1 protein-coding gene is annotated in these 534 nt (G+C 63.8%); it reads right to left on the minus strand.

Annotation, left to right across the window (positions count from 1 at the left end):
- A partial coding sequence (locus AC1D0I_RS32940) for a molybdopterin cofactor-binding domain-containing protein (protein ID WP_477400240.1) occupies positions 1–534 on the minus strand: 534 nt, incomplete at both ends.

Genomic DNA, 534 nt, shown 5'->3' on the forward strand with positions numbered 1-534 from the left:
CTTCCGATATGTCGAGAAGTTTTGCCAGGTCGGTGCGCATCGGAAATGGGTTCTGCGTGCCCGACCAGACGSTCAGGCCGTCGTCGCGCCAGTCGGCGACCGCACAGGACGGTCCGATCGAACCATGCATCTGGTAAGGCCAGACATAAGTGCGCTGCATCGGCTCGGCTGTCGCGCCGAGGCCGCGTTCAACATCTCCTCGATCGGCCAGCTTTCGGGCTGTCGATGGATTCCCGCGCAAGGCTGCCTCGGGCGTATTGAGGTCGGGCATATCGGGGGCGCTGCGCCACTCCACCTTGAGACTCTGCATTGCCTCGATGGCCTGCTCCTCGCGTGCCGCAACCACGCCGACGAAGTCGCCTATCACCACCACCGCCACCATCCCCGGCGCATCTGCGACCGAGTTCTCATCCACCGAAATCAGGCTGGAGCCGACATGAATACCGGAGTCGAAACCGGCATAAGGCGGCCTGACGACGCGGCCGTGCAGCATGCCGGGCAGTCGCACGTCGTGGACATAGGTGAACCTACCGG

This window comes from Mesorhizobium sp. P2_D1 (genome assembly GCF_056404455.1).